This is a genomic window from Micromonospora sp. CNZ303, from assembly GCF_004345505.1.
In genome coordinates this window covers 19,151-41,474 of record NZ_SLVT01000026.1, presented here as the reverse complement: position 1 = coordinate 41,474, position 22,324 = coordinate 19,151, and the positions used below count along the sequence as shown (strand labels likewise).

Sequence of the window (22,324 nt, the reverse complement as noted above, 5' to 3'; positions counted from 1 at the left end):
TGGGGGAGGGGGCCCGTCCGACGTCGGCTCGGCGCGCGCCGGGTGACCGGCTCAGCGCAGCCAGGGCACGCTGCGGTCGAGCAGGCCGCGCTGCTTGAGCTCCTTGCGCAGCGGGATCTCGTCGTCGATGTAGCCGTCCCAGTTGATGCCCCAGTAGTTGGCGGTGTGGGTGCCCTCACCGCAGAGCTGGCGCTGCACCGGCGTGCGGTTGGCCCACCACTCGCCGTCCTTGTCGATGTGCAGCTCGTCCAGCGGCCGGATCCACCGGTAGGTGTAGCCGACGAAGAGCATCTTGCGGGTGATGGTCGACAGGTTGGTGGACCGCGAGTGCCACTGGCGGCGGTCGAAGATGAAGGCGTCACCGGGGTTGGCGGTGATCTCCACCGTGCCCTCCGGGTCCGGGTTGTGCACGGAGGTGTCCTCCGGGCGGGGCAGCGAGTTCCACAGGTGGCTGCCCGGGATCACCTTGGTGGCGCCCCGGCCGTTCTCCGACAGGTCGGAGAGGACGTAGGCCACCTTGAGCGAGAACATCGGCCGGGGCAGGTTCGGGTCCATCGTCTCCGGGTCGGAGTTCTGCCGGTAGCCGTCCTGGTGCCATCCCCAGTAGGGCTTCTCCGGCTCCGCCGCCGGCGGGGTGACGTCCAGGTGGTTGTGGTGGGTGTAGATGTTCCAGCCGGCCAGGCCCCACATGTACGGGAAGGCGATCGGGTGGGTCAGCAGGTCGCCGAAGAGCTCGTCGCGCTCCAGGAAGCCCAGCAGGTGCAGGGTGCCGTCCTTGGTGGTGGTGCCCTTCGCCTTCTCCTCGGCGTAGACGCGGTCCACCGCCGCCTCCAGCGCCGCCCGGTGGTCCTCCGTCAGGACGTTGCGCAGCAGGAGGAAGCCCTGCTCGTGGAATTCCTTGCGGTCGGTGTCACTGATCGGTTCGTAACCGGTCCGGTCGCCGTAGTCGAACACTTCGACGTACCCCTCCCCATGAGGCGAAACCATTGCTGGCACAGGCCGCCGATCGTAACCCGCTGGTCCCGGGACGGGACACTGCCCAGCACGATATGCGACCGTTGTCCGGACTGTGGGGAGCGACGCCGTGACGATCCGTCAGAGCCGGGTGGCGGGACGGGAGCTATCGCCGGGTATGCCGGTTTACACGGTGACTGCCGGTAAGGAGATCGGGGCCACTACGCCTCGGCGAAGACCTCCGCGACGACCCGCCCGGCGGCCGGCGTGTCGTCGGTCCGGTTCCAGGTGCCGTCGCGGGCCGTCCACTCCAGGTCGCCGAAGCGCACCCGCTTCACGCCGTGGTCCTGGGCGTGCGAGACCAGCCAGTGCGCGTACCGCCAGCCCCGCAGCTCGTCGGCGGCCGGGACCGTCAGGCCCGTCAGGTCCGCCGCGGTGGTCGCGCCGGCCAGGCCCCAGTCCAACGACAGGCCGCGGGTCAGCGCGGTCGCCGCGGCCTCGCCGCGCATCGCCGGGTCGCGGCCCACCGTGCAGGCGACCGCGCCGGTGGCGTGCCCGACCAGGGCCCGGGTCAGCACCTCGGACTCGTCGGCCCACTTCTCGTACGCCTCCGGGAAGGCCGAGCGCTGCACCTTCTGCGCCGCGTCGGTGACCCGCATCCGCTCCCAGCCGCGCACCTTCTTGAGCCCGGCGTAGAACTTGCCAGCCGCGTAGCGGGGGTCGCGGATCTGCTCCGGGGTGCCCCACCCCTGGCTGGGGCGCTGCTGGAAGAGCCCGACCGAGTCGCGGTCGCCGCCCGCGAGGTTGCGCAGGCCGGATTCCTGGTAGGCGGTGGCCAGCGCCACGACGACGGCCCGCTCGGGCATCTTCCGCTGGATGCCGATGGCCGCGATCGTCGCCGCGTTGGCCATCTGGTCGGGGTCCAGCGCCACCCGGCCGTCCGCCTGCACCGTGCAGGTCCGGCTGGCCAGGGGGAGGCGCAGCTGCCCGCCCATCTGCCGGATGACGATCCAGATCCCGACCGCGGCGAGGACGACGAGGACGACACCGCCCGCCACGACTGCCCGAGTACGCACCCACACCCCCTGATCGACAGTCCGACAAGCGTACGTCCCTCGTGGTGCCTTCCGGGTCGTCCGACCGGTTCTCCACGAGCGCCGGGTGTGGCACCGGCCCGCCGGGCGGACCCCCGGCGGGTCGCCGGGACGCAACCCGCAGTCCCCGCTTCCCGCGCGGCCACACCCCCGGCGCCACCCGGTGTCACCCCTCGGCGCCCGCGTCGCCGTCGGCGGGCACCCAGCGCGCCGGCCGCTTCTCCCGGAACGCCAGGACGCCCTCGCGTCCCTCCTCCGACAGGAAGTACCCGGTCGAGAGGGTGGACAGCTCGGCGATCTCCGCCCGCAGGTCCCCGGCGGGCGGCCGGCGCAGCAACTGCTTCGCCCCGGCCAGCGCGCCCGGTGCCCCCCGCACCAGAGAGTCGCAGTACCCCGCAACCGCCGCGTCCAGTCCGTCCGCCGGCACGGCGGCGGTGACCAGGCCGATCTCGGCCGCCCGCCGGCCGTCGAAGGTGTCGCCGGTCAGGTAGAGCTCGGCCGCCGCGCGGGGGTGCAGGCGGGGCAGCACGGTCGCGGAGATGACCGCCGGCACCACGCCGATCCGCACCTCGGTGAAGGCGAACGTCGCCTCCCGCGCGCACACCGCCAGGTCGGCCGCCGCGATGAGACCGAGGCCGCCCGCCCGGGCCGGGCCGGCCACCTTCGCCACCACCGGCTTCGGGCACTCCCAGACCGCCGCGAGCACGTCGCCGAGCATCCCGGCGGGCACGGTCCCGCTGGCGTACGCGGCGGCCGTCTCCTTCAGGTCGGCGCCGGAGCAGAAGACGGGGCCCGTGTGGTCGAGCACGATCACGCGTACGGCGTCGTCGGCGACCGCCTCGGCGAGCCCGGCCAGCAGCTGGGTCATCAGCGGCGTGGAGAGCGCGTTGCGGTTGTGCGGGCTGTCCAGGGTGAGCGTGGTCACCCCACGGGCCGTGGCGACCCGTACGAGCGCGTCGGGAGAGGTCATGGAAGGGCACACTAGTGGCCATGCCCGGCGTCCTTCCAGAAGGCGAAACCGTCCCCGTCGACGGCTCGCTGCCCGCCACCGCCACCCGCGCCGTCGGTGAGCGTGGCTTCGGCGTGTACGTGCACGTGCCGTTCTGCGCCAGCCGCTGCGGCTACTGCGACTTCAACACGTACACGGCCGCCGAACTGGGCGGCGGGGCCAGCCGGGAGGACTACGCCGACACCGTGCTGGCCGAGCTGGCGCTCGCCCGCCGGGTGCTGGGCGACGCACCGCCGCCCCGGGTGGACACGGTCTTCGTCGGCGGCGGCACCCCGACCCTGCTCCCCGCCGACGACCTGGCCCGGATCCTCGACGGCATCGACCGCACCTGGGGGCTCGCGCCCGGCGCCGAGGTAACCACCGAGGCCAATCCGGAGTCGGTCACCCCCGAGTCGCTGAAGACGCTGCGGGCCGCCGGCTACACCCGGATCTCACTGGGCATGCAGTCCGCCGCGCCGGGGGTGCTGGCGATCCTCGACCGCACCCACAGCGCCGGCCGGGCCGTCGCTGCCGCCCGCGAAGCCCGCGACGCCGGGTTCGACCACGTCAACCTGGACCTGATCTACGGCACGCCGGGAGAGACCGAGGCCGACTTCGCCGCCTCCCTCGACCAGGTCGTCGCCGCCGGGGTGGACCATGTCAGCGCGTACGCCCTGATCGTGGAGGACGGCACCCGGCTGGCCGCCCGGATGCGGCGCGGCGAGCTGCCGTACCCCTCCGACGACGTCGCCGCGGACCGCTACCTCGCCGCGGACGCCGCCCTCGGCGCGGCCGGCCTCTCCTGGTACGAGGTGTCGAACTGGGCCCGCGACGAGGCGGCCCGGTGCCGGCACAACCTGCTCTACTGGACCGGGGCCGACTGGTGGGGCCTCGGCCCGGGGGCGCACAGCCACGTCGGCGGCGTGCGCTGGTGGAACGTCAAGCACCCCACGACGTACGCGAAGCGGCTGGCGGCGGGCGGCTCGCCCGGCCTGGCCCGCGAGGTGCTCACGGCCGACGAGGCGCACATGGAGGACGTCATGCTCCGGCTGCGCCTCGCCTCCGGGCTGCCCCTGGACGCCCTCGACGACGCCGGTCGGGCCGGTGCCGCGCGGGCCCTCGGCGCCGGGCTGCTGGCCGCCGACGAGCACGCGGCCGGGCGGGCCGTGCTGACCCTGCGCGGCCGGCTGCTCGCCGACGCGGTCGTGCGTGACCTGCTGCCCTGAACCGCGTGCCGGGGCCGGCCGGGGGAGCGGCCGACCCGGGTCACTTGGTGAAGGTGTAGGTCAGCGGGTAGCGGTAGAGCACGCCCTCGTTGGCCTTGAGCCCGCCGATGACGCCGAAGATCAGCGGCACCAGCCAGACGAGCATGGGGACGAAGAACAGCACCCCGCAGGTGATCAGCGTGACCACCCAGCTCAGCACCCCGACGATCGTCCAGGTGAGCTGGAAGTTCAGCGCCGCGGCGGCGTGCGCCCGGGCGGTCGGCGACTGCTGCCCCCGGACCATCAGCGCGATGAGCGGTGCCAGCCAGCCGAGCATGCCGCCGCCGACGATCACGCCGACCGGCCCGCCGAAGTGGGCGATCAGGGCCCAGGTCTTGTCCTCGTTGCTGGCGTAGCCGCCCGTCGGCGGTCCGTAGCCGCCACCGGCCGGATAGCCGGCCCCCGGCGCTCCGTAGCCGCCGGGCGGGGGGAAGCCTCCGGGCGGTCCGTAGCCGCCGGACGGTGGGTGGTCGCCGGGCGGTCCGTAGCCGCCGGGCGGCGGGTAGTCGCCGGGCGGTCCGTAGCCGCCCGACGGCGGCTGGTCACCGGTGGGCGGCGGATAGCCACCGGGTGGAGGATGGCTGCCCGGGCCCGGTGCCCCGGACAGTGGTGCGGTGGGGTCGCCGGAGCCGGCGGGGCCGGGAACCCCCGACGGGGCGGTCGGGTCCGGCGGGAAGCCGGGGTCCCCCGCGCCGGGAGGGCGAGGTGGTTCAGTCATGAAGGTCACGGTAGGGGCAGCCGGCAAGGCGGCACCAGCGCGACACCGGCCGGGACGCCCGGAACACCGGCCCCACGGGGGCGCCGGGCGGGCCCGCGCGGTCGCCGATCGGACTGATCACCCCAGGTCGATCATCGCGTCGGCGGCCCCGCCGACGTAGACTGGCACTCGCTACAGTCGAGTGCCAGCAGCCCGCCCCGGCCCCCCGCGTGCCGGGGCCGACGTGCGACAGGAGGTGGGGAGGATGGGTCTCGACGACCGCAAGCTCGCCGTGCTGCGCGCGATCGTCGAGGACTACGTCGCCACGCAGGAGCCCGTCGGCAGCAAGGCGCTGGTCGAGCGGCACCAGCTGGGGGTCTCACCGGCGACCGTCCGCAACGACATGGCCGTGCTGGAGGAGGAGGGCTACATCCGCCAGCCGCACACCAGCGCCGGCCGGGTGCCCACCGACCGGGGCTACCGGCTCTTCGTGGACCGGCTGTCTCGGGTGAAGCCGCTCAGCCCGGCCGAAAGGCGGGCGATCGAGCGTTTCCTGGTCGGCGCCGTCGACCTCGACGACGTGGTGCACCGCACCGTCCGGCTGCTGGCGCAACTCACCCGGCAGGTCGCCGTCGTGCAGTACCCGAGCCTGGCCCGTTCCTCGGTGCGCCACCTGGAGCTGGTGCCGATCTCCACCACCCGGCTGATGCTGGTCATGATCGCCGACACCGGCCGGGTCGAGCAGCGGCTGGTCGAGCTGCCCGCGCCGATCCGCGCCGACGACGTCACGGACCTGCGCCGGCTGGTCAACGAGAAGCTGGTCGGCACCCGGCTGTCGGAGACCCCGCCGCTGGTGCAGGCGCTCGTCGAGGAGTCGGTGCCGCACCTGCGCCCGGCCATGACCACCCTCTCCACCGTGCTGCTGGAGACGCTGATCGAGCGGCACGAGGAGCGGATCGCGCTGGCCGGGACGGCCAACCTCACCCGCGGCGGGCTGCTCGACTTCCAGGGCTCCCTGCGCCCCATCCTGGAGGCGCTGGAGGAGGAGGTCGTCATGCTCAAGCTCATCGGCGAGGCGGAGCCGAGCACGACGCGGGTGCTGATCGGCGACGAGAACGAGATCGACAACCTGCGCGCCGCCTCGGTGGTCAGCACCGGCTACGGGCCGGGCGCGACCAGCGTCGGCGGCCTCGGCGTGCTGGGGCCGACCCGGATGGACTACCCCGGCACCATCGCCACGGTGCGGGCCGTGGCACGCTACGTGGGCGAGCTGCTGGCCCAGAACTGACCAGTCAGGGCCGACGGCCGGCTCCGGCCGCCGACCGGCGCAACGCGAGACGAACATGAGGACACGGAACGCAGTGGCCAGGGACTACTACGGCATTCTCGGCGTGAGCCGGGAAGCCTCCGACGACGAGATCAAGCGCGCCTACCGCAAGTTGGCGCGGCAGTTCCACCCGGACGTGAATCCGGATCCGGAGGCCCAGGAGAAGTTCAAGGACATCAACGCCGCGTACGAGGTCCTCTCGGACGACCGGAAACGGCAGATCGTCGACCTGGGCGGTGACCCGCTCGCCCCCGGCGGCGGGGGAGCGGGCGGCCCGGGCGGCCCGGGCGGCGCCGGCCCGTTCGTCGGTTTCCAGGACATCATGGACGCGTTCTTCGGCGGCGCGGCCGGCGGTTCGCGGGGTCCGCGACCGCGGACCCGGCCCGGCGCCGACGCGATCCTGCGGCTGGAGTTGGACCTGCACGAGACCGCGTTCGGCGTCGAGGCGCCGATCACCGTCGACACCGCTGTGCTCTGCACCACCTGCTCCGGCGCCGGCACGGCGGCCGGCACCCACCTGGCCACCTGTGAGGCGTGCGCCGGCCGGGGCGAGGTGCAGTCCGTGCAGCGCACCTTCCTCGGCCAGGTGGTCTCCGCCCGGCCGTGCACGGTCTGCCAGGGATACGGCACCACCATCCCGCACCCGTGCCCGACCTGCGCCGGCGACGGCCGCGTCCGCACCCGGCGTTCGCTGACCGTCAAGATCCCGGCCGGCGTCGAGGACGGCATGCGCATCCGCCTCGCCCAGCAGGGTGAGGTCGGTCCGGGCGGCGGCACGGCCGGCGACCTCTACGTGGAGATCCACGAGCGGCCCCACGACGTCTACTCCCGCAAGGGCGACGACCTGCACTGCCGCGTCACGGTGCCGATGACCGCGGCGGCCCTCGGCACCCGGCTGACCATCAAGACGCTGGACAGCGAGGAGACGGTCGACGTCAAGGCCGGCACCCAGCCGGGCAGCACGCTGCGGCTGCGCGCCCGGGGCGTGCCGCACCTGCGTGGCACCGGCCGGGGTGACCTCTACGTCCATCTCGACGTGCGCACCCCCACCAAGCTCGACGCCGACCAGGAGAAGATGCTGCGCGACTTCGCCAAGACCCGGGGCGAGGAGGTCGCCGAGCTGACCAAGCAGGGCGGCTTCTTCTCCCGGATGCGCGACGCCTTCAACGGCCACGCCTGAGCGGCCTGACCGCCCCGGCGTCCGCCGGGGCGGCTAGCCTGATCGTCGTGTCCGCGCCGCTGTTCCTGGTCGAGTCGCTGCCCACCGCCGACCAGCTCACCCTGGGCGGCCCCGAGGGGCACCACGCCGCCACGGTGCAACGGCTGCGCGTCGGCGAGGAACTCCTGCTCGCCGACGGCCGGGGCGGCACCGCGTCCGCGGTGGTCACGGCCGTCGGCCGGGGCAGCCTCGAACTCGACGTCGTCTCCCGGGGGTACGTCGACGCGGCCGTCCCCCGGCTCGTCGTGGTGCAGGGCATCGCCAAGGGCGACCGGGGCGAGCTGGCCGTGCAGGCGATGACCGAGGTCGGGGTGGACGAGATCGTGCCCTGGGCGGCGTCCCGCTCGGTGGCGCAGTGGCGCGGCGACCGGGGCGCCCGGGCCCGGGAGAAGTGGGTGGCGACGGCCCGGGAGGCGGCGAAGCAGGCCCGCCGGTCGTGGCTGCCGGTGGTGGCCGGCGCCCCCGACGAGTCCACCGCGACGGTGGCCCGCCGGATCGCGGGCGCCGCCGCGACGTTCGTCCTGCACGAGGAGGCGCGGGAGCGGCTGACCACCGTCGAGCTGCCCGCCGCCGGTGAGATCGTGCTGGTCGTCGGCCCGGAGGGCGGCATCGCCCCGGCCGAGCTGACCGCCTTCACCGAGGCCGGCGCCCGGCCGGTGCGGCTGGGGCCCTCGGTGCTGCGTACGTCGACCGCCGGGGTGGCTGCCCTCAGTGTCCTGGCCGCCCGCCTCGGCCACTGGTGACCGCCGGCGGCACCCGACCCGACGGGGTCGGTCACGAGCGGTACCAGCCTGGTCGGCGACCGTCGCCGGCGTGTCGCGTCCCGCCTGGTCGGGGCGCGCGTCCGGCGGAGGTCAGAGCCTGGGAAAGACGTGCACCGTCTGCTCCTCCGGGTCCAGGTCCAGCCCGGCCGGGCCGATGATCAGCGGGTCCGGTACGCCGACCACCTCGTGGTCCTTGTCGGTGTAGTCGAAGCGGCTCAGCACGTGGCGCATCGCCTCGATCCGGGCCCGCTTCTTGTCGTTGCTCTTCAACACCGTCCACGGTGCGTCGGCGGTGTCCGTGTAGAAGAACATCGCCTCCTTGGCCTCGGTGTACTCGTCCCACTTGTCGAGCGAGGCGATGTCCATGTCGGAGAGCTTCCACTGCCGCACCGGGTCGACCTGGCGGACGGCGAACCGGGTGCGTTGTTCGTTCTGGGACACCGAGAACCAGAACTTGACCAGGCGGATGCCCGAGCGCACCAGCATCCTCTCCAGTTCGGGGGCCTGGCGGAGGAACTCGAGGTACTCCTTGCGGGTGCAGAAGCCCATCACCCGCTCCACCCCGGCGCGGTTGTACCAGGACCGGTCGAACAGCACGATCTCGCCGGCCGCCGGCAGGTGCCCGAGCCACCGCTGGAAGTACCACTGGGTGGACTCCCGCTCGTTCGGCTTGGCCAGGGCAACCACGGACGCGCCGCGCGGATTGAGGTGTTCCATGAAGCGCTTGATCGTTCCGCCCTTGCCGGCCGCGTCGCGCCCCTCGAAGAGGATCACGAGACGCTCGCCGGACTCCCGGATCCAGTCCTGGAGCTTCAGCAGCTCGATCTGGAGCAGCCGCTTGTGGTGGTCGTACTCCGTGCGCTCCATGCGCTCGTCGTGCGGGTAGTCCTCCCGCCAGGTGTCCACCGGGCTGCCGTCCGGGCGCAGCAGTACGGGATCGTCGTCGTGACCGTCGACCACCTGGTAGTCGTCGGTGAGGTCCAGCACGCTGTCCGTCATGCCGGCAACCCTTACCCCGGCAGTACCCACCGTCACCCCCGCCACGCTGGGAGTTCGCTGAGGAACGAAGCCGGTCAGCTGCGCAGGTAGGAGGCGCCGTTGAGGTCGACGATGGTGCCGGAGGCCCACTCCGCCTGCGGGGAGGCGAGCCAGTGCACGGCGGCGGCGATCTCCTCGGGACGGGCCACCCGGTTGAACGGGCTCTGCGCCCGGATCGCGGCGCCCCGTTCCCCGCTCAGGTGTCCGGTGGTCATGTCGGTCTCCACGAAGCCAGGGGCGACCGTCGCGATCGTGATGCCGTACGGGGCGAGGGCCACCGCCAACGACTGCCCCAGCGCGTTCAGCCCCGCCTTGCTCGCCCCGTACGCCGGCTGCTCCGGCTCGCCCCGGAACGCCCCGCGGGAGGAGACGTTGACGATCCGGCCGCCCCGGTCGCGCATGTGCTGCGCGGCGCACCAGATGACGTTGCCCGCGCCGGTCAGGTTGGTCTCCAGCACCTGCCGCCACTGCGCGCGCCACTGCTCGTAGGAGGCGCCGAAGACCGGGTGCGGGGCGTCCCGCTCGCCGTACACCCCGGCGTTGTTGACCAGCACGTCGAGCCCGCCGAGCAGGCCGGCCGCCTCGTCGACCATGGCCCGTACTGCGTCCGGGTCGGTGAGGTCGGCGCGGACCACGACGTGCCCCTCACCGGGCAGTTCGGCGCGTAGCCGCTCGGCCAGCTCCGCCGAGTCCCGGTGGTGGATCGCCACCCGGTCGCCGCCCGCCGCGAACGCGGTCGCCACCGCCCGCCCGATGCCGCGCGAGGCCCCCGTCACCAGTACCGCCCGTGAAGTCACGCCGGCCATCATGCCTGCCCACCCCGGGTGCAAGGAAGGGGCCCTTCCTCTACCGAAGGCGTTGACAAGGTGCCCTTCCTTACACTGCCCCGCATGGGAACCGACTGCCTCTTCTGCCGCATCGTCGCCGGTGAGATTCCGGCCACGATCGTCCGGGAAACCGCCACCACGCTCGCCTTCCGCGACATCGACCCGAAGGCGCCGGTGCACGTGCTGGTCATTCCGAAGGAGCACTACGCCGACGTGGCGGCGCTCGCCCAGGGCGATCCGGCGCTGGCCGGGGAGGTGCTCGCCACGGCCGCCACCGTGGCCGAGGACGAGGGACTGCTCGGCGACGGCTTCCGGCTGATGTTCAACACCGGCGCGTACGGCGGCCAGGAGGTCTTCCACGTGCACGCGCACGTGCTCGGCGGGGCGCCGCTGGGCCCGATGCTGGCCCGGAACCTCGCGTGACGGTGGTCGACGACCGCCTGTCGCGGATGGTCCGGACGGTCCAGGCGCAGGCCCGGGTGCCGGCGGTGTCGGCGGCCCTGCACCGGGCGGACCGCCCGCTCTGGACGTGCGCCGTCGGCGGGACCGGCAACGACACCGAGCTGGGGCCGGGCACCCGGTTCCGGATCGGGTCGGTCACGAAGACGTTCACCGCCGTGCTGACCCTCCAGTGCCGCGACGACGGCCTGCTCGACCTGGACGACCCGCTGGACCGGCACCTGGACCTGCCGGCCCACGGCGAGCTGACGGTGCGCCGGCTGCTGTCGCACACCGCCGGCCTGCAACGCGAGCCGTACGGCGACGTCTGGGACACCCTGCGCACGCCGGACGCCGACGGGCTGGTCGCCGACCTGGCCCGGGCCGAGCGGGTGCTGCCCCCGGGCCGCCGCTACCACTACTCGAACCTCGGCATGGCGCTGCTCGGCCGGCTCGTCGGCCACCTGCGGGGCGGCACCTGGGCGGAGGCGCTCGCCGAGCGGGTGCTGACCCCGCTGGGGTTGGCCGGGACCTCGACGGAACCCGGACCGCACGCCGCGACGGGGTTCCTGGTCGACGCCTACTCCGACGAGGCGCGCCCCGAGCCGCCGACCGACTTCGGGGCGCTCGGTCCGGCGGCGCAGCTCTGGAGCACCGCCTCCGACATGGCCCGCTGGGCGGCCTTCCTCGCCGACCCGGCGGCGCTGGACCCGGCCGGCGCCGTGCTGGCCCCGGCCACGCTCGACGAGATGTGCTGGCCGGCGACGGTCACCGACGAGACGCTCTGGGCCGACGGCTTCGGGCTCGGCCTGATCCTGGTGCCGCAGGGCGAACGGATCATGCACGTCGGGCACTACGGCGCGATGCCCGGCTTCCTGGCCAGCGTCTACGGACGGCGGGGCGGGAAGGGCACCCCCGGCGCGATGGGCGTCGCGGTGCTGGGCTCCTCCGGCACCGCCGGCGAGGTCCTCGACCTGCCGCACCGGCTGCTCGCCGCCGCGGTCGAGCACGACCCCGCCGACGTCACGCCGTGGCAGCCGGGCCCGCCCGCCCCCGAGGGCGTACGCGGGCTGCTCGGCCGCTGGTGGGGGGAGGGTTTCGAGTACGTCTTCTCCTGGCACGACGGCGAGCTGCGGGCCCGGGGCGCCGACGATCCGGCGGGCAAGCCGCCGTCGGTCTTCGTCGCGCTGCCGGACCGGCCGGACGTGTTCCGCACGGTCTCCGGCCGGGAGGCGGGGGAGCTGCTCCGGCTGACCCGGGACGAGCACGGCACGGTGGTCCGGATGCACTGGGCGACCTACCGGTTCACCCGGCACCAGGAGACCTTCGAGCGGTACGACTTCCGGGCCGGCTCCTGACGCGCGCGACCGGACGGGCCGAGGACCCGCCCCGTCCGGTCCGCCCCGGCCGCGGACGAGGTGACCGGTCCGCCCGTGCTTCACGCGCGGAAATGGGCAGGGTGCCACCGCTGTTGGAAAGATAAGATGGCAGGAACGTCAGCGCGCCGCGCCAGCAGGCCGGCGCCGAGATCGAGAGCAGGTGCGCAGGGCCCCTCGGCCCGACCTATGACCGGCACCCCACCTCCCGGCCCGCCCCGGGTGCAGACCAGGATCACCGTCCCGGATTCCAAGATCATGGTCAACCTGCTCGGCGCGGGTGACGAGATCCTGCGACTGGTCGAGCGCTCGGTCAACAGCGACGTGCACGTCCGGGGCAACGAGATCACCATCACCGGCGCCCCCGCCGACAACGCCCTCGCCGAGCGGATCTTCAGCGAGCTGCTGGAACTCATCGAGAAAGGCGAGACCCTGACCACTGACGCCGTCCGGCGTACCGTCGGCATGCTCGAGCAGGGCGGCGCCGAGCGGCCCGCCGAGGTCCTGACGCTCAACATCCTCTCCCGGCGCGGCCGCACCATCCGTCCCAAGACGCTGGGGCAGAAGCGCTACGTCGACGCGATCGACGCGCACACCATCGTCTTCGGCATCGGCCCCGCCGGCACCGGCAAGACCTATCTGGCGATGGCGAAGGCCGTCCAGGCGTTGCAGGCCAAGCAGGTCAACCGGATCATCCTGACCCGGCCGGCGGTCGAGGCGGGGGAGCGGCTCGGGTTCCTGCCCGGCACGCTCAACGAGAAGATCGACCCCTACCTGCGCCCGCTCTACGACGCGCTGCATGACATGCTCGACCCGGATTCCATCCCCAAGCTGATGGCGGCGGGCACGATCGAGGTCGCGCCGCTGGCGTACATGCGGGGCAGGACCCTCAACGACGCCTTCATCATCCTCGACGAGGCGCAGAACACCACGCCCGAGCAGATGAAGATGTTCCTCACCCGGCTCGGCTTCAATTCCAAGATCGTCGTCACCGGTGACGTCACCCAGGTGGACCTCCCCGGCGGCACGACCAGCGGCCTGCGGGTGGTCCGGGAGATCCTGGAGAACGTGGAGGACGTGCACTTCGCCGAGCTCTCCAGCTCCGACGTGGTCCGCCACCGGCTGGTCGGGGAGATCGTCGACGCGTACGCCCGCTGGGACGAGCGGGAGAACCAGCAGGCGCAGAGCGTGCACGCCGTGCCGGGGCGGTCCGCCCAGGGCGGCCGGGCCGGCCGGCGCCGCTAGACCGAGGGAAGACTGTGTCCATCGAGATCGCCAACGAGTCGGGTGTCGACGTCGACACCGACGCCGTGCTCGCCGTGGCCCGGCACGCCCTCGACGAGATGGGGGTCAACCCCCTCGCCGAGCTGTCCGTGCTGCTGGTCGACATCGACTACATGACCGAGCTCAACCACCGGTGGATGGGCGGCGACGGCCCGACCGACGTGCTCGCCTTCCCCATGGACGAGGGCAGCGTCGACCACGGGCCCGGCGAGACGTCCGCCGCCGGCGGCGAGCCCGCGCTGCTCGGCGACATCGTGCTCTGCCCGGAGGTGGCGGCCAAGCAGGCGGCCACCGCCGGGCACGCCGCCGCCGACGAGCTGCACCTGCTCACCGTGCACGGGGTGCTGCACCTGCTCGGCTACGACCACGCCGAGCCGGAGGAGGAACGGGAGATGTTCGCCCTCCAGGCCCGGCTGCTGGCGAGCTGGCGGTCGACCCGGTCCCGGTGATGGCCACCCCGACACTGGCGGCCGCCGCCACCGGCCTGCCCGACCTGCAACTGTTGGTCTTCGCGGCCGGCCTGGTGGTGCTGGCCGGCCTCATCGCCATGACCGAAGCGGCCCTCGCCGCGGTCTCGCCCGCCCGCGCCGCCGAGCTGGCCCGCGACGGCGCGCGGGGCGCACGGACGCTCCAGGCCGTCGCCGGGGACGTGGTCCGCCACCTCAACCTCCTGCTCCTGCTGCGGCTGCTCGCCGAGCTGACCGCCACCACCCTGGTGGCGCTGGTCGCGGTCGACACCTTCGGCGCGGGCTGGCGCGCGGCGCTGGTCACCGCCGGCGCGATGACCGTGATCAGCTTCGTGGTGGTCGGGGTCGGCCCCCGGACCATCGGTCGGCAGCACGCGTACGTGGTCGGGCGGTCCGTGGCGCCGTTGGTCCGCTGGCTGGGCCGGGCGCTCAACCCGCTCGCCTCGCTGCTGATCCTGATCGGCAACGCGGTCACGCCGGGCCGGGGCTTCCGGGAGGGGCCGTTCGCCACCCAGGTGGAGCTGCGCGAGCTGGTCGACCTGGCCGAGCAGCGCGGTGTCGTGGAGCACGGCGAGCGGCAGATGATCCACTCGGTCTTCGCGCTCGGCGACACCATCGCCCGGGAGGTGATGGTGCCGCGTACCGAGATGGTGTGGATAGAGGAACGCAAGACGCTCTCCCAGGCGTTGGCGCTCTTTCTGCGCTCCGGTTTCTCCCGCATCCCGGTGATCGGCGAGAGCGTCGACGACGTGCTCGGCGTGCTCTACCTCAAGGACCTGATCCGGCGGACCCAGGGCGGTGCCCCGGAGGACCGGCAGCTCCCGGTCGCCGAGCTGATGCGCCCCGCCACCTTCGTGCCCGAGTCCAAGCCGGTCGACGACCTGCTCTCGGAGATGCAGGCCGCCCGCAACCACCTGGTCATCGTCGTCGACGAGTACGGCGGCACCGGCGGGCTGGTCACCATCGAGGACATCCTGGAGGAGATCGTCGGTGAGATCACCGACGAGTACGATGTCGAGCGCCCGCCGGTCGAGCACCTCGACGACGGGGCGGTGCGGGTCACCGCGCGGCTCCCGGTGGAGGATCTGGGCGAGCTGTTCGACACCGACCTCCCCACCGACGAGGTGGAGACCGTCGGCGGCCTGCTGGCCCAGTCCCTGGGCCGGGTCCCGATCCCCGGGGCGCAGGTCGAGGTCGCCGGGCTCCAGTTGGTCGCCGAGGGCACCACCGGCCGACGCAACCGGATCGACACCGTGCTGGTGAGCCGGGCGGAGTCGACCGACACGCAGAACGGCCCGGGGCGTGGCGAGCACGCCGAGCCCCGGGACGACACGAACCGATCCGAGGAGAGGCAACCCGCCGATGCCTGAGTCACCCGCCGTACCGGCCGCCCGGCCCACCCCGTCCGACCCGGTCGAGCTGAGCGCCGAGGACGGCAAGCTGGTCGTCCTGGCGCGTGGCGCGCGTGGCCGGGTGGGCGCCGTGGAGGGCGCGGCGGTCCGCGACCAGGACGGTCGGACGTACGCCGCGGCCAGCGTGTCGCTGCCCTCGTTGACGATCACCGCGCTCCAGCTCGCGGTGGCGTCCGCGGTGGCGGCCGGCGCGACCCGGCTGGAGGCCGCCGTGGTGGTCACCGAGGCGTCGACGCTGGACGGCGCGGGGCACGCGGCGGTACGCGACCTCGCCGCGGACGCGCCGGTCCACGTGGCCGCCCCGGACGGGTCCGTCCTCGGCACGGTGGTCGAGTGAGCGATCTCCAGCCGCGCCCCTACCGGGCCGGGTTCGCCTGTTTCGTCGGCCGGCCGAACGCCGGCAAGTCGACGCTGACCAACGCGATCGTCGGGCAGAAGATCGCCATCACCTCGAACAAGCCGCAGACGACCAGGCACATCATCCGGGCCGTCCTGCACCGCCCGGAGTCCCAGCTCGTGCTGGTCGACACCCCGGGCCTGCACCGCCCCCGTACGCTGCTCGGCGAGCGCCTCAACGACCTGGTCCGGCAGACCTGGAGCGAGGTCGACGTGATCGGCCTCTGCATCCCGGCGGACGAGCCGATCGGGCGGGGCGACCGGTTCATCACCGGCGAGCTGGCCGAGTTGAAGGCCACCGTGCTGGCGGTGGTCACGAAGACCGACCTGGTGGACCGCAAGCGGCTGGCCGAGCAACTGATCGCGGTCAGCGAGCTGGGCGAGTTCGCCGAGGTGGTGCCGGTCAGCGCGGTCTCCGGGCACCAGGTGGACACCCTGGTCGACGTGATGACCGGCTACCTGCCCGAGTCGCCGCAGCTCTATCCCGACGACATGCTCACCGACGACCCGGAGCAGGTGCTGGTCGCCGAGCTGATCCGGGAGGCCGCCCTGGAGGGCGTCCGCGACGAGCTGCCGCACTCCATCGCGGTGGTCGTCGAGGAGATGGTCCCCGAGGGCCGGCTCATGAAGATCTATGCCGACGTCTACGTCGAGCGACCCAGCCAGAAGGCGATCGTGATCGGCCACCGGGCGAGCCGGCTCAAGCATGTGGGCACCACCGCGCGCCGGCAGATCGAGGAGCTGCTCGGCACCCGGGTCTACCTCGACCTGCACGTCCGGGTGGCGAAGGACTGGCAGCGGGATCCGAAGCAGCTGCGCAAGTTGGGCTTCTGACGACATGGGCCGGGACGCGCCGCGTCCCGGCCCGGAGCCCGTCCGACACGTGATCGGTATCGGTCGGATGTATGGAAGATGTCACCTTCTGGTGGGTTCCCTTCTGTTTGGCATGCTCGGCCCGGAGGGTAGGGGGTAGGACACCCCCCGTATCCCCGGACATAGATGCAGGCTGATGCGAAACCGATACCTGGACCTGCTCCGTTTCCTGGCCATCGTTCGAGTCGTCGTCTACCACGTCACCGGTTGGGCCACGCTGACCCTCGTCTTCCCGGCCATGTCGGTGATGTTCGCGCTGGCCGGCTCGCTGATGGCGGCCTCACTGCACCGGTGGGGGCCGGGGGCGGTCGTGCGTCGGCTGCGGCGCCTACTGCCGTCGCTGTGGGTGCTCGCCGCCGTCTTCGTGCCGGCCATGCTGCTCACCGGGTTGCCGCTGAGCCCGAAGGTGCTGCTCTGGCTCTTCCCCATCGCCGACCCGCCGGCCAACGGCTGGGGCGCGATCGCGCTCAGCGTGATCTGGTACCTGCGCGACTACCTCTGGTTCGTGCTCGCCTCGCCGGTGGCCCTCTGGCTGTTCCGGCGCGCTCCGGTGCCCACCCTGGTCGCCCCGTACGCCCTGCTCGCGGCGGCCGAACTGGGCCTGCTCCCGGCGCTGCCGGTGGCGCTGCACCAGTTCGGGCTCTACTTCGGGGCCTGGCTGCTCGGCTTCGCCCACCAGGCCGGCATGCTGCGCCGCCTGGCCAACCGGGTGCTGGTCCCGGTCGCGCTGGCCCTCGCCGCCGCCGGGGCCGCCTGGATCGTCACCCACCCCGGACCGCGCGGGTACGACCTGAACGACAACCCCCTGGGCAACGCCCTCTGGTCGGCGGCCTTCGTCCTCGTGCTGCTCGGTCGGGGGCCGGCGAGCGCACCCTGGGTGGACCGCAGCGCCGCGTTCGGCCGGGTGGTGACCATCTTCAACCGGCGGGCGCTCACCGTCTACCTGTGGCACATGCCGTTCGTTGTGGCGCTCACCCCGCTGGTCGACGTGGTGGGCTGGTCGCACCAGGACCCGCTCGGCCTGGCGATCCGGGTGGCGCTGGTCTTCGCGCTGGTCGCGGCGGTGACCGCCCTCGTCGGCTGGGTGGAGGACGTGGCCGCCCGCAGGCCGCCGGAGCTGGTCCCCGGCCGGGCCCGCCCCGGCCCGGCCCGCCCCGGCCCGGCCCGCCCCGGCCCGGCCCGCCCCGGCCCGGCCCCCGTCGGCGTGGCCGCCGACGGCAGGACCGGCGGAGCCGCCACCCGGCACGGGGTCGACAACAACCGGGCCGGCGGACCGGCCACCCGGCACGGGGTCGACGGTAGGGCCGGCGGGCCGGTCAGCGGGCGGGCGGTGGTGCCGGCGCCCCGGGCCGCGCGGGAGCCGGAGACCGTCGATATCAACGCTGGGTGACCGTGATGTCGCCGCTGCCGGTGGAGAGGTCGAGCACCAGCGTGGCGGACGGGTCGTCGGTGACGCCCAGGTCGGCGTCGCCGCCGTCGGTGTTGGAGCGGACCCGGTAGCGGCCCGCCGGCACGACCAGCTCGACGCTCCCGCTGGAGGCGTGCACCCGCGCCGAGGCCGGCGTCGTGAGGTCGACGAGGATGTCCCCGGAGCCCGTCTCCGCGTCCACCCCGCCGCCGAGGCGGTGCCCGGTGATGTCGCCCGACGAGGTACGCAGCGTGACCGCGGCGGCGACCTCGTCGACCTCGACGTTGCCGGAGCCGGTCTGGGCGCGTACGGGCCCGCCGGCGCCGGCCACCTGGATGTTGCCGGAACCGGTCTCCGCGCGTACGGGGCCGCTGGAGGCGGTCACCCGGATGTTGCCCGAGCCGAGCCGCATCTCCACCGGGCCCACCCTGCTCAGGTCGACGTCACCGGAGCCGGTCTCGCCCTTCACGCTCACCCCGTCCGGGGCGGTGACCTCGTAGGAGATGCTGCACCGGGAACCGCAGTCGGTGTCCAGCACCAGCTCGCCGCCCTTGACCTCGTACGTCGCGTCGGGCTGACCGCCCTGGTAGCGCACCACCCGCTTGATCCGCACCTCGTCCTGCGCGCCGATGGCGCGGACGGTCACGTCGCCGGCCCCCGGGAGCACCCGGATGCTGCTGATCCGGACCGCCTCGGTGTTGTCGTAGTCGAGCCGGCGGAAGGACAGGTTGTCGCACCCGGCGGCGACGATCAGGGTGGTGGCCGCAGCGAGCGCGGCGGCGGTGCGGTGCAGAGCCATGCGAGCACGCTACGAGGCGTGACGGCCCCCGCGCATCGGGGTTCCGCGCGCGGACACCCCGAGCTGACCCTGATTCCGCACCCCGAGAGAGAATGGTCCGATGGCCGGGTACCGCCGACAGCTCTACCGCGACGACGCGGTGGTCCTGCGCGTGCAGAAGCTCGGCGAGTCCGACCGGATCATCACCCTGCTCACCCGCCGGCACGGCCGGCTCCGCGCGGTGGCCCGGGGGATCCGCCGCACCACCAGCAAGTTCGGCGCCCGGCTGGAGCCGTTCGGTCACGTCGACCTCCAGCTCGCCGGCGACCCGAAGGGCAACCACGGCAGCTCCCTGCACACGGTCAGCCAGGTCGAGGGCATCGACCTCTACGGCAAGCGGTTCCTCGGCGACTATCCCCGCTACACGGCGGCCAGCGCGATCGCCGAGACCGCCGAGCGGCTCACCCCCGTCGAACGGGAGCCGTCGCTGCGGCTGTTCCAGCTCACCCTGGGCGCGCTGCGGGCGCTCGCCGAGGGCAACCACGCCACCACCCTGGTGCTCGACGCGTACCTGCTGCGGGGCATGACGCTCGCCGGCTGGGCGCCGGCGCTGACCGCCTGCGCCGTCTGCGGCACGCCGGGGCGGCACCGGGCGTTCTCCGTACCGGCCGGGGGCGCGGTCTGCCCGGACTGCCGGCCGCCGGGCGCGGCCCATCCGGCCCCGGCCACCATCGACCTGATGTCCGCGCTGACCAGCGGCGACTGGCGGGTCGCCGACGCCACCGAGACCGGCGTACGCCGGGAGTGCAGCGGCCTGGTCGCGGCACACCTGCAGTGGCACCTGGAGCGCGCGCTACGCTCGCTGCCGCTGGTCGACCGGGGCGCCCCGGGGGCCGGCCCGGTCCCGCCGCCGCCCGGCGTCGGGTCCGGTGCGGACGGCGTGAACAGGGGGAGAACCGAGTGATCCGATCGATGAGGGCCGGGCGTCGCGAGCCGGTGCCGCCGACTCCGCACCCGTCGGGCGCCCGACCGCCGGCGCTGCCCGCCGACGCGGTGCCGAAGCACGTCGCCGTGGTGATGGACGGCAACGGCCGGTGGGCCAAGGATCGCGGGCTGCCCCGCACCAAGGGCCACGAGGCGGGGGAGTTCTCCCTCTTCGACACGGTCGAGGGCGCCATCGAGATGGGCATCCCCTACCTGTCGGCGTACGCCTTCTCCACGGAGAACTGGCGGCGCTCGCCGGACGAGGTCCGGTTCCTGATGGGCTTCAACCGCGACGTCATCCGCCGCCGCCGTGACCAGCTGGTCGACCTGGGGGTGCGGGTGGTCTGGTCCGGCCGGGCCGGCCGGCTCTGGAAGAGCGTCATCTCCGAGTTGCAGACGGCGGAGGAGATGTCCCGGGGCAACTCGACGCTGACCCTCCAGTTCTGCGTCAACTACGGCGGTCAGGCCGAGATCGCCGACGCCGCCGCCGCCATCGCCCGCGACGTGGCGGCGGGCCGGCTGGACCCCGGGAAGGTCAACGAGAAGACCGTCGCGAAGTACCTCTACCACCCGGAGATCCCCGAGGTGGACCTGTTCCTGCGGCCCTCCGGCGAGGAGCGGATCTCGAACTTCCTGCTCTGGCAGACCGCGTACGCCGAGCTGATCTTCCTCGACACGCTCTGGCCCGACTTCGACCGCCGCCACCTCTGGTACGCCTGCGAGCTGTACGCGCAGCGGGACCGTCGCTTCGGCGGCGCGCTGCCCAACCCGGTCGCCCCGCCGCCCGCCTGAGGCTTACCGCCCCGTCGTACGGGGTACCACGGTGGTCAGCAGCCACCGACGGAGGTGAACCCACATGATCCAGAAGCGTATTGCCCAGTGGGCGATGATGGCCGTCGCCGTGCCGTTGGCGGCGGCGGGCGCGCGCCGGCTCAGCCACACGCTGGAGGCCCGCCGCGGCCCGACCGGGGTGAGCCGCCTGCTCAACAAGGGCGCCGACATGCTCCGCCCCCAGAAGGCGAAGCGCCGCCGCTTCTTCTGACCCCACCCACCCGCAAACCCGCACCCGCACCCCCGACCCGTCCGTCGATCATGCAGTCGTGGTGCCCCGCGAAAGCCCCGTAACGGGGCGTTCCGGCCACCGGAAGTGCATGATCGGCGCGCGGGTCGGGGGTTTCGGAGTTCGGGGGTCAGGTTCTGGCTTCGGTGCGGTCGGTGGGCCAGCGGGTGTGGAAGGTGCCCTCGCGGTCCACGCGCTGGTAGGTGTGCGCCCCGAAGTTGTCCCGCAGCGCCTGGATCAGGGCGGCCGGCAGCCGCTGGGCGCGCAGCGCGTCGAAGTACGCCAGCGACGAGGCGAACGCCGGAGCCGGCACGCCCGCCCGCGCCGCGTCGGCCACCACCCGCCGCCAGCTCGGCACGCCGTCGTTCACGGTGTCCGCGAACCACGGCGCCACCAGCAGCGTCGGCAGGTCGGGCCGCTCGTCGTACGCCTGGCGGATGCGGTCGAGGAAGCGCGCCCGGATGATGCAGCCGCCCCGCCAGATGGTGGCGGTGCCGCCCAGGTCGATGCCCCAGTCGTACTCGCGGGAGCCGGCGCGGATGTGGTCGAAGCCTTGCGCGTACGCGACGATCTTCGAGGCGAGCAGGGCGCGGCGGACGTCCTCGACGAAGGCGTCGGGGTCCTCGACCCGCCAGGTCGCGCCCGCGTCCGGGAACGCCCGGCGGGCCGCCTCGCGCTGGTCGGCGTGCCCGGACAGCGAGCGGGCGAAGGTCGCCTCGGCGATGCCGGTGATGGGGATGCCCAGGTCGAGCGCGCTCTGCACCGTCCAGCGGCCGGTGCCCTTCTGCTCGGCGCGGTCCAGCACGACGTCCACGAACGCCCGCCCGGTGGCCGCGTCGGTGTGCGCCAGCACGTCGGCGGTGATCTCGATCAGGAAGGACTCCAGCTCGCCGGAGTTCCAGCCACGGAAGATCTCCGCGATCTGCGCAGGCTGCGCGCCCAGTCCGGCCCGCAGCAGGTCGTACGCCTCCGCGATGAGCTGCATGTCGGCGTACTCGATGCCGTTGTGCACCATCTTGACGAAGTGCCCGGCGCCGTCCGGCCCGATGTGCCGGCAGCACGGCACCCCGTCCACCTGGGCGGCGATGCGCTCGAAGATCGGCCCGAGCGTGCGGTACGACTCCGCGGATCCGCCCGGCATGATGCTCGGGCCGCGCAGGGCACCCTCCTCGCCACCCGAGACGCCGGTGCCGACGAAGTGCAGGCCGTGGGCCCGTAACGCCTCCTCCCGCCGGCGGGTGTCGGCGAAGTGCGCGTTGCCGCAGTCCACGACGATGTCGCCCGCGTCGAGCAGCGGGACCAGCTCGTCGACCACGGCGTCGGTGGGGCCGCCCGCCTTGACCATCACGATGACCGCGCGGGGCCGCTCCAGCGACGCGACGAAGCCGGCCATCGACTCGGCGGGCAGGAACGTCCCCTCGTCCCCGTGCTCCGCGACGAGGCTGCGGGTGCGCTCCGGCGACCGGTTGTGCACCGCCACGGCGAAACCGTTGCGGGCCAGGTTGCGGGCCAGGTTCCGGCCCATCACCGCCAGCCCGGTCACGCCGATCTGTGCCGTCGCCCGCCCGGCCATCCGTCCGCCCTCCGCCGTCGACACCCGCCGGTGCGACCGTACCGCCGGGCGGAGCGCCCCGGAGGCGTGTCGACCACTCCGTCACCGCCACGTGGCGGTCGC

At 73.5% G+C, this 22,324-nt stretch carries 23 protein-coding genes; 15 read left to right on the top strand and 8 right to left on the bottom strand.

From position 1 onward, the window contains the following. Positions 1–51: 51 nt before the first annotated feature. From EV374_RS29430 to EV374_RS29420, 3 genes are all read right to left on the bottom strand, one after another. On the bottom strand, positions 52–987 hold the full coding sequence (locus tag EV374_RS29430) for a phytanoyl-CoA dioxygenase family protein (protein WP_132240463.1): 936 nt from the start codon (positions 985–987) through the stop codon (positions 52–54). Positions 988–1,175: 188 nt separating this feature from the next. Next, entirely contained in the window at positions 1,176–2,036 is an 861-nt protein-coding gene (locus EV374_RS29425) for a hypothetical protein (protein ID WP_132240415.1), read from the bottom strand. 178 nt (positions 2,037–2,214) lie between these two features. Further along, entirely contained in the window at positions 2,215–3,018 is an 804-nt protein-coding gene (locus tag EV374_RS29420) for an enoyl-CoA hydratase-related protein (protein ID WP_132240414.1), read from the bottom strand. A 20-nt stretch (positions 3,019–3,038) separates the two neighbouring features. Between EV374_RS29420 and hemW the strand changes: the two genes are divergently transcribed. Then, a complete protein-coding gene (gene hemW / locus EV374_RS29415) occupies positions 3,039–4,262 on the top strand; it encodes a radical SAM family heme chaperone HemW (protein ID WP_132240413.1) in 1,224 nt (407 codons plus the stop codon). Between the two features lie 40 nt (positions 4,263–4,302). On the opposite strand, the gene EV374_RS29410 is transcribed toward hemW, so the two are convergent. After that, positions 4,303–5,019 carry a DUF4870 domain-containing protein gene (locus EV374_RS29410; RefSeq protein ID WP_132240412.1) on the bottom strand — a complete coding sequence of 239 codons (717 nt, stop codon included), beginning with the start codon at positions 5,017–5,019 and terminating at the stop codon, positions 4,303–4,305. A gap of 244 nt (positions 5,020–5,263) precedes the next feature. Between EV374_RS29410 and hrcA the strand changes: the two genes are divergently transcribed. The 3 genes from hrcA (at position 5,264) to EV374_RS29395 (ending at position 8,287) form a co-directional block, all read left to right on the top strand. Beyond that, a complete protein-coding gene (hrcA, locus tag EV374_RS29405; RefSeq protein WP_132240411.1) occupies positions 5,264–6,286 on the top strand; it encodes a heat-inducible transcriptional repressor HrcA in 1,023 nt (340 codons plus the stop codon). Between the two features lie 73 nt (positions 6,287–6,359). Further along, entirely contained in the window at positions 6,360–7,505 is a 1,146-nt protein-coding gene (dnaJ, locus tag EV374_RS29400; RefSeq protein ID WP_192581261.1) for a molecular chaperone DnaJ, read from the top strand. Positions 7,506–7,552: 47 nt separating this feature from the next. After that, positions 7,553–8,287: a 16S rRNA (uracil(1498)-N(3))-methyltransferase gene (locus tag EV374_RS29395; RefSeq protein ID WP_132240410.1), complete on the top strand. Its 735-nt coding sequence runs from the start codon at positions 7,553–7,555 to the stop codon at positions 8,285–8,287. A gap of 111 nt (positions 8,288–8,398) precedes the next feature. Here the strand turns inward: EV374_RS29395 and ppk2 are convergent, their stop codons facing one another. Together ppk2 and EV374_RS29385 are read right to left on the bottom strand one after the other, a co-directional pair. Further along, positions 8,399–9,307 carry a polyphosphate kinase 2 gene (gene ppk2, locus EV374_RS29390; RefSeq protein ID WP_132240409.1) on the bottom strand — a complete coding sequence of 303 codons (909 nt, stop codon included), beginning with the start codon at positions 9,305–9,307 and terminating at the stop codon, positions 8,399–8,401. Positions 9,308–9,381: 74 nt separating this feature from the next. Next, on the bottom strand, positions 9,382–10,143 hold the full coding sequence (locus EV374_RS29385) for an SDR family NAD(P)-dependent oxidoreductase (protein WP_121400873.1): 762 nt from the start codon (positions 10,141–10,143) through the stop codon (positions 9,382–9,384). A gap of 93 nt (positions 10,144–10,236) precedes the next feature. On the opposite strand from EV374_RS29385, the gene EV374_RS29380 reads away from it, so the two are divergent. The 8 genes from EV374_RS29380 (at position 10,237) to EV374_RS29345 (ending at position 17,809) form a co-directional block, all read left to right on the top strand. Continuing rightward, positions 10,237–10,596, top strand: a complete 360-nt coding sequence (locus EV374_RS29380) for a histidine triad nucleotide-binding protein (protein WP_132240408.1) — start codon at positions 10,237–10,239, stop codon at positions 10,594–10,596. Continuing rightward, positions 10,593–11,969, top strand: a complete 1,377-nt coding sequence (locus tag EV374_RS29375; protein WP_132240407.1) for a serine hydrolase domain-containing protein — start codon at positions 10,593–10,595, stop codon at positions 11,967–11,969. Before EV374_RS29380 ends, EV374_RS29375 begins: the two co-directional genes overlap by 4 nt. A gap of 207 nt (positions 11,970–12,176) precedes the next feature. Further along, complete coding sequence (locus EV374_RS29370) at positions 12,177–13,232, top strand: PhoH family protein (RefSeq protein WP_132240406.1); 1,056 nt, start codon at positions 12,177–12,179, stop codon at positions 13,230–13,232. 14 nt (positions 13,233–13,246) lie between these two features. After that, entirely contained in the window at positions 13,247–13,720 is a 474-nt protein-coding gene (gene ybeY, locus EV374_RS29365) for an rRNA maturation RNase YbeY (RefSeq protein ID WP_132240405.1), read from the top strand. Further along, positions 13,696–15,108, top strand: coding sequence for a hemolysin family protein (locus EV374_RS29360; protein ID WP_132240462.1), 1,413 nt, complete (start codon positions 13,696–13,698; stop codon positions 15,106–15,108). The genes ybeY and EV374_RS29360 overlap by 25 nt, the downstream gene beginning before the upstream one ends. Beyond that, positions 15,101–15,487, top strand: coding sequence for a cytidine deaminase (locus tag EV374_RS29355; RefSeq protein ID WP_132240404.1), 387 nt, complete (start codon positions 15,101–15,103; stop codon positions 15,485–15,487). Before EV374_RS29360 ends, EV374_RS29355 begins: the two co-directional genes overlap by 8 nt. Beyond that, the gene (gene era, locus EV374_RS29350) at positions 15,484–16,380 is read left to right on the top strand and encodes a GTPase Era (RefSeq protein ID WP_132240403.1); all 897 of its coding nucleotides are present in this window, start codon (positions 15,484–15,486) and stop codon (positions 16,378–16,380) included. The genes EV374_RS29355 and era overlap by 4 nt, the downstream gene beginning before the upstream one ends. Positions 16,381–16,555: 175 nt before the next feature. Beyond that, entirely contained in the window at positions 16,556–17,809 is a 1,254-nt protein-coding gene (locus EV374_RS29345; protein WP_132240402.1) for an acyltransferase family protein, read from the top strand. Here EV374_RS29345 and EV374_RS29340 read toward each other — a convergent pair. Next, entirely contained in the window at positions 17,796–18,626 is an 831-nt protein-coding gene (locus tag EV374_RS29340; RefSeq protein WP_132240401.1) for a DUF4097 family beta strand repeat-containing protein, read from the bottom strand. The two genes, EV374_RS29345 and EV374_RS29340, sit on opposite strands and share 14 nt — an antisense overlap. Positions 18,627–18,726: 100 nt before the next feature. Between EV374_RS29340 and recO the strand changes: the two genes are divergently transcribed. From recO to EV374_RS29325, 3 genes are all read left to right on the top strand, one after another. Next, on the top strand, positions 18,727–19,569 hold the full coding sequence (recO, locus tag EV374_RS29335) for a DNA repair protein RecO (protein WP_132240400.1): 843 nt from the start codon (positions 18,727–18,729) through the stop codon (positions 19,567–19,569). Positions 19,570–19,577: 8 nt separating this feature from the next. Continuing rightward, entirely contained in the window at positions 19,578–20,381 is an 804-nt protein-coding gene (locus tag EV374_RS29330; RefSeq protein ID WP_132240461.1) for an isoprenyl transferase, read from the top strand. 64 nt (positions 20,382–20,445) lie between these two features. After that, positions 20,446–20,631 carry a hypothetical protein gene (locus EV374_RS29325; RefSeq protein WP_132240399.1) on the top strand — a complete coding sequence of 62 codons (186 nt, stop codon included), beginning with the start codon at positions 20,446–20,448 and terminating at the stop codon, positions 20,629–20,631. 148 nt (positions 20,632–20,779) lie between these two features. Here the strand turns inward: EV374_RS29325 and gndA are convergent, their stop codons facing one another. Then, the gene (gene gndA, locus EV374_RS29320) at positions 20,780–22,222 is read right to left on the bottom strand and encodes an NADP-dependent phosphogluconate dehydrogenase (protein WP_132240460.1); all 1,443 of its coding nucleotides are present in this window, start codon (positions 22,220–22,222) and stop codon (positions 20,780–20,782) included. Positions 22,223–22,324: the final 102 nt, after the last annotated feature.